At 58.5% G+C, this 5,824-nt stretch carries 4 protein-coding genes; all 4 read right to left on the reverse strand.

Features of this window, described 5'->3' with window-relative positions; genetic code table 11:
* Positions 1-1,708: carboxypeptidase regulatory-like domain-containing protein (locus tag AB4043_RS11805; protein ID WP_442307119.1), on the reverse strand; the 1,708-nt coding region annotated here is incomplete at its 3' end.
* Positions 1,709-1,875: 167 nt separating this feature from the next.
* Positions 1,876-3,759 (reverse strand): FG-GAP-like repeat-containing protein, encoded by a 1,884-nt coding sequence (locus AB4043_RS11810; RefSeq protein ID WP_442307120.1) that lies wholly within the window; start codon positions 3,757-3,759, stop codon positions 1,876-1,878.
* A 546-nt stretch (positions 3,760-4,305) separates the two neighbouring features.
* The gene (locus AB4043_RS11815; protein WP_442303276.1) at positions 4,306-4,698 is read right to left on the reverse strand and encodes a cupin domain-containing protein; all 393 of its coding nucleotides are present in this window, start codon (positions 4,696-4,698) and stop codon (positions 4,306-4,308) included.
* Positions 4,699-4,721: 23 nt separating this feature from the next.
* Positions 4,722-5,824, reverse strand: a 1,103-nt coding sequence (locus AB4043_RS11820; protein ID WP_442307121.1) for an alpha-ketoacid dehydrogenase subunit beta, incomplete at its 5' end; no start/stop codon positions are given.

Consider the following 5,824-nt stretch of genomic DNA (forward strand, 5'->3'; position numbering starts at 1 on the left):
GTGCAATGACGTAGTTGTTGTTGACCGAGAAGATATAGCCGGTACCAATTCCGTTGACCGTCGGGTTCGACAACGCAATTGCGGGCACCGTGGTCGAGCTCGGCACATTGTTCAGGCCGGAGATAGTTCCCATGTACGACGGGAAACCGAGTTTGGTCTCGTCATACCCCAGGGTTCCAGGCGTACGAACGTAGTTCCAGCGGGTGAAGGAGAGCCGCAGATCGCCTACCAGAGTCGGGCTGAACATGTACGAGTCCCCGACAACGGTCTGGTAAGTCTTGAACGACTCGGGCGAAATGGGATCGCCGGAACGAAGACCATTCTTGTACGGATCCGATGCGGCGTTGTTTGAGTTCCACTGCGTATAACGGCCGAAGAGATTCTGCTTATCGCCGATCTTGAAATCGACGCGGCCGTTGTACTGATCGTTCGTGCCACCGGAACCAGCATAGGCTACGAAGTTATTGGTCACACCGGACCGTGTGGGCTGCGCATAGTACGGGAAGGCCAGCAGGTTGGTGGCTACCTTGCTCCAGCGAGCCTGCGGAATGATGTTGTTCGGATACGGCGTGCGCGGGCCGGTATAACCAGGGCATCCCTGGCCTGCCGATGCAGTGCCGCCGCATGGATCGTAGACTTGCCCCGCGGTGGCCACCGAAGCCGGGCTGCCTGACGCATTGGTGCAGAAGCCGGTCGATGAGTTAAGGGTACACAGTTCACTGAAGTCGCCTGTGCGCATCTTTACCGTCGGTACCGTGTAGTTATAGAGGCGCTTCTGCGCCTGCCGGTAGCCCTGGTAGTCGAAAAATCCGAAGACCTTATCCTTGAAGATCGGGAAGCCGATATTCCCACCGAACTGGTTCTGGTGGTACGGATTCTTGCCCAGAACGTTTGCCGGAACATCGGTATGCTTCGCGAAGTACGGGGTCGAGTTGAAGATCGTGTTGCGGACGTACTCGTATACCGTTCCGTGAACCTTATTCGAACCTGACTTGCTGGCGATGTTGACGACGCCGCCGGTGTACATGCCGTACTCGGCCGTGTTGTTGCTGGTCTGAACGCGGAACTCCTGCACAGCGTCCTGCGACGGCACGAGGATAGTGGCATTGCCATAGGAGACATTCACCGGCGCACCGTCATAGAGCGTGGAGCTCTGGTTGGCGCTGCCGCCACCGATCTGATAGTTACCGGCAGCGAATACATTTTGGCCGGTCAGGTTGCCTGACGAGCTGCCCTGCGGAACCACGCCGGGGACAAGGCCGACCAGCGCCAGCACGTTTCTTCCATTCAGCGGAATCTCGGTCACGGCTTTGCCCTGAACGACCTGGCCGAGAGATGCATTCTCCGACTGAATGATTGGCGCCTGCGAGGTAATGGTGACCTCTTCCGTCGTCTCGCCAATCGCGAGCTCTACATTTTCACGGGTTGCCAGAGCGACCTGCACCTCGACGGGGTTGTGGGTGTAGCGTTTGAAGCCGCTTCTCTCAACCGTAAGCGCGTATTCGCCGGGGAGAAGAGACAGGAACTGGAAGTCGCCGTTGTCAGCAGTGACAACGACCTTCTTGTCTCCGGTTGCATTGTTTGTCAGTGTCACCTGGGTACCCGGCATTACCGATCCACTTGTGTCAGTGACCGTCCCCACCACAGATCCGGCAGCGCTCTGTGCCCATGCGTGAGGAGTGATCCCCACCAGACACAGAAGGAGCATGCACAGGAGTGCTAATTTGATACCTTTCATTCCATTCCTCCCAAATGGCCGTATCCGTCGCGGCCCCGGTTTGTTCTTTTTTCAACTGCCTGCTGCAAGCGCCGGTTGCTCCATTGCTCTTGCGTTGTCGCACCAGAAAATGAATTCAATGCTTTCCGATCGCCGGATTACTGGCTGCCGGTCTTCTTCTGCTTTCTTGTTCCCCAGAAGATGTAAGTGCCGCTCCGCGTGGAAGTGACGAGATCGATGTTTCCATCACCTTTCAGGTCGACAGCAAGAACATCCGATCCACCACCGGAGAGGTTATGAACCAGCTCCGGCTCGAAGCGCGCTCCGCCGGGACTCTTCTTGTCGCGGACTGTGCGGTACACGTACAGCACCGGAGGACCGTAGGGATCGGGATCGTAGAAGTCATCGAGATGTGACCAGTAGCGCTTGGCCACGACGAAGTCGGGTATGCCGTCTCCATCCACATCCGCGATCGTGGAGGCATGCGGCTCGGTGAAGACCACACCGCCTGCGCTCTCGGATGGGAGATGCCCCATCACCTCGTGCGGGATAAAGCTGATCTCGCCGGAGGCAGACTTCTTTTGCTCGAACCAGCTGATGYCCCATCCATGCGCCTGCATGGAGGTGACAACATCGGGGAGTCCGTCACCGTTGATGTCGTAGACACCAATCTTCGCGCCGCCGGCAGAGGTGCGTCCCCACTTCCCGAAGGGAGCGGAATGATAGGTCCACTTCGTTTCGGCATCGTTCTGAGCAGGCTGTTCCCACCAGCCATAAGCGCCGACGATGTCGACGCGTCCATCGCCGTTCACATCACCGGCGCCGACGCCATGCGCGGGCCAGGGTCCATGCTCGCTGACCTTGTGAACGATCCACTTGCCGGTGGGGTTCGATGGATCCGGCTTGGCGTAGCACATATAGCCGCCGCCCATGTACACCAGCTCCGGCTTGCCATCCTTGTCGACATCCGCCAGTACTGTCTCTTCGCTGTCGATCGGGGCAACGACGGTGAACTTCTCCCAACGCCGCGACTCTCCCTTCGGATTGACGTAGAGCACGGCTCCCGTCTTGCCGCCGTCGGCGTGACTGGTTGTCACCACATCGGGCCAGCCATCGCCGGTGAAGTCCGCGGCGTGCTGCACCCAGTCCTCCATCGAGTAGGTGGTGGAGGCGTTCACGATCTGCGCGGGATAGATCTCGCGTGACTGCGTGAAGTCAGGTCCGAAGTAGATGAAAGGGCCAGAGACGATATCGAGCTTGCCGTCGTGATTGAAGTCGGCGGCCGCGGCCGACCAGCCGTAGTAGAACTCGTTGATCCGCTGCATGCGGAAGTTGGGACTGACCTGCTCTTTGGGCAGCGTCTTGACCGCAATGTCCTTGTACGCAATGGCGCGGAAGTGAACGGTTCCACCACCGACGTAAAGCGCGAACGGACCATAGCCATTCATGTTCTCAGTCGCAACGCTTACGGCGTCCCCGCCATCGTTGAAGAAAGCCCGCAGGATATCGGCATCCAGAAGCACTTCGACGTCATTCCATTCACCAGCGCGCAGGCCATGCACCGGACGCTGCAAAGGCGCCGTTGCGCCGGCAGGCATTGGCAGGGGCTCAGGGGGAGTTAAACGGCGAGCGGGCGCGCCGGCAGCAGGCGCAGGAGGCGCAAAACGGATCTGACCGCCTGCAAGGCGAAGCTGGGTGTGCTCTGCAAGCTTGCCGGACTCATCGAAGGTCGCGTGGTAGCCGGCCAGCTCCTGCGGCCGGATCGAGAGTAAATCTCCGCTCATACCGCTTGCGCCTTTCGTTGTGCGCATCACGATGCCCGCGTTGCATTCACCTTCACAGCGGAACTGTAGATAAACGGCACTGTCCTGTGCAGGCTTATTGAAGACCAGCAGGCCGGTGCCGGTACCGGTGATCTCGCCATTGGAGGCAGACCATTGCGCGCTGCCCATCTGCTGCCATCCAGACAGAGACGACCCCGCAAAGGCGCCGTCAGAAGCAAAGCTTGGGGACTGCGCGACAAGCGCGGCAGACACGCTCACGGACAATGCGGAAGCTGCTGCAAACAGGGACAACCGTCTCATTTATGTCGAGCCTCGAAAAATATGGCTGCCGTAGCACTAATCGCAATATAGATTGCGTATTATGCAAACACCATTTTAGAAACGGAGCCATCCTAGCACCCGGATGTGCCATTGTCGAGAGGTGAATTTATGCAATTTTTTGAGATTCGGAATTTCGTAAAAACACACGTCAGCGCGCTGTTCAGAGAGGCTCCGCCGGTTGCGCGCATATAACGAAACGTCCTTATTTAGCGGGCCTGGAAGGCCCTCAACGGCTCTAACTCTTGCCGGTAGCTGAGTGGGAGCAAGCCCGCTGATAAAGCACAAAACCAGGAATGGGCTTTTAGCCCTGGCCCTTTTCCTGATGGAGAAGAGAAACCCCAGGGCTAGAGCTCGACCTTTTATGGTTGGCCGGCAACCGTGGGCTGAAAGCCCACGGGCTCCCGCCGATTGGGGCTGCGCTCGAATAGTTCACCCAGCGAACAATTCGCAGTCTTCCCGTTACGCAGCAATTAAAGAGCAGGTTCAACCTGCATCTGGGAAGTCAACGTCTTCAAAGAAGGCGTAGTTTTTGAGGCTTGCCGGAGGAGCGAAGAAGCAAGCGACCTTCATCTCCACATCGGAGAGGTTCTGCAGCATATGGATCTCGCCCTGAGGAAAGAGAACCGCAGAGCCGGTCCGCACCTCCGCAACCTCTCCATTGACCAGCACGCGGCCGTGGCCGCTGAGGATGTAGATCACCTCTTCGCCGTCCGGGTGTGAGTGGGCCGGGCGCACCTTCTCTCCGGGAGCTACACGGATAACCGCCATCGAACAGTACTTCGCGTCGGCGTTCTTCGGCGTGACCACCCAGCGCAGGTTCCTGCCGGGGAGATCAAGCTCTTCGACCGCGCTCTCATGAATCACTTTGACTGCCATAGATCTCCTATCCAGATCCCGCTTTATGCGCGCGCAACGGCCAGCTGTACTGTCGCTGCGATCTTTGCGGGCGTCAGACCGAAGACCTCAACGAGTTCCTCGTAGGTGGCCGAGTGGATGAACTGTTTGTTGCCGTCCGCATCCAGCGTGTTCACCGTGAAGACCCGGTTGAGCGAATCGAGCCTGGCCGAGCCGCGATGGCGATACAGCACCTTAAGGAAGTTCTGCCAGAGATAGCCGTTGTTCTGTTCCGCGAAGAAGATGGGAAGGCCGGTCTCATACAACCGCAGCAAAAGGTCGTCATCAACCGATGGCATATCGACCACCATTACGTTCACGCCGGCCTTCTCGCACAGATCAGCAGCCCCAAGAGCTTCATGCACTCCTCTACCGGCGCTGATTACGATGGCGCGGTCACTTTCACTCTGCCGCAGGACGTTGCCCTTGCCATACTCAAATTCGTAGTCGCCGTCATAGAGCACCGCCGAGGGCGTACGCATTACCCGTACATACACCAGGCCCTTATTTCCTTCCATCACCCACTTCATGATGGAGAGCATCTGCTGCGGACACGAGACATCGATGATCTTCAGATGCGCAACCGCATCGAAGGTAGTGGCGTCGTCGTTGCCCATGTGGGTTGCGCCGTTGGTGCGGGTCTCAAAGTTCGCGGCCGTCGCCAGGAAGGTGATATCGAGGCCGTGCCCTTCGCTCAACCAGCCGTCCGCGGCCTCTATCGCCTCCAGACGCTCCTGATGCCCGACCGCAATGCGGCGAAGCACCTGCCAATTGAAGAATGGGCAGAAGGTGCTACACCAGGTGTTGTAGCCCAGCGCTGCAAATCCCTCTGACATCAGCATCATGTTCGCTTCGGCGACACCGGCGTTGAGGGCACGTGCCTGATCAACAGCGGCAATACCGCTCTCCAGACCACTGGTCGAGGCCAGGTCGGAGTCGATCGACACCACGCGTTGATCACGCGCGAAGACCTTCATGCCCGCTGTCACCACCTCAGCGGCGCTGTAGCTCTTGTTCCGGTCAAGTTTGAGAAGAGCCGCCGCATCGTAGCGAATCTGCTTGTCGCGCAGCGGAACGCGTCTGGTCTGGACCGGGCGGATGACCTGCC

Origin of the sequence: Terriglobus sp. YAF25 (assembly GCF_052113305.1) — a bacterium.
Lineage (GTDB): Bacteria > Acidobacteriota > Terriglobia > Terriglobales > Acidobacteriaceae > Terriglobus.

Coding starts and splice junctions, on each gene's coding strand:
- AB4043_RS11815 (WP_442303276.1), bottom strand. CDS start 4,698: ATGGCAGTCAAAGTGATTCATGAGAGCGCGGTCGAAGAGCTTGATCTC.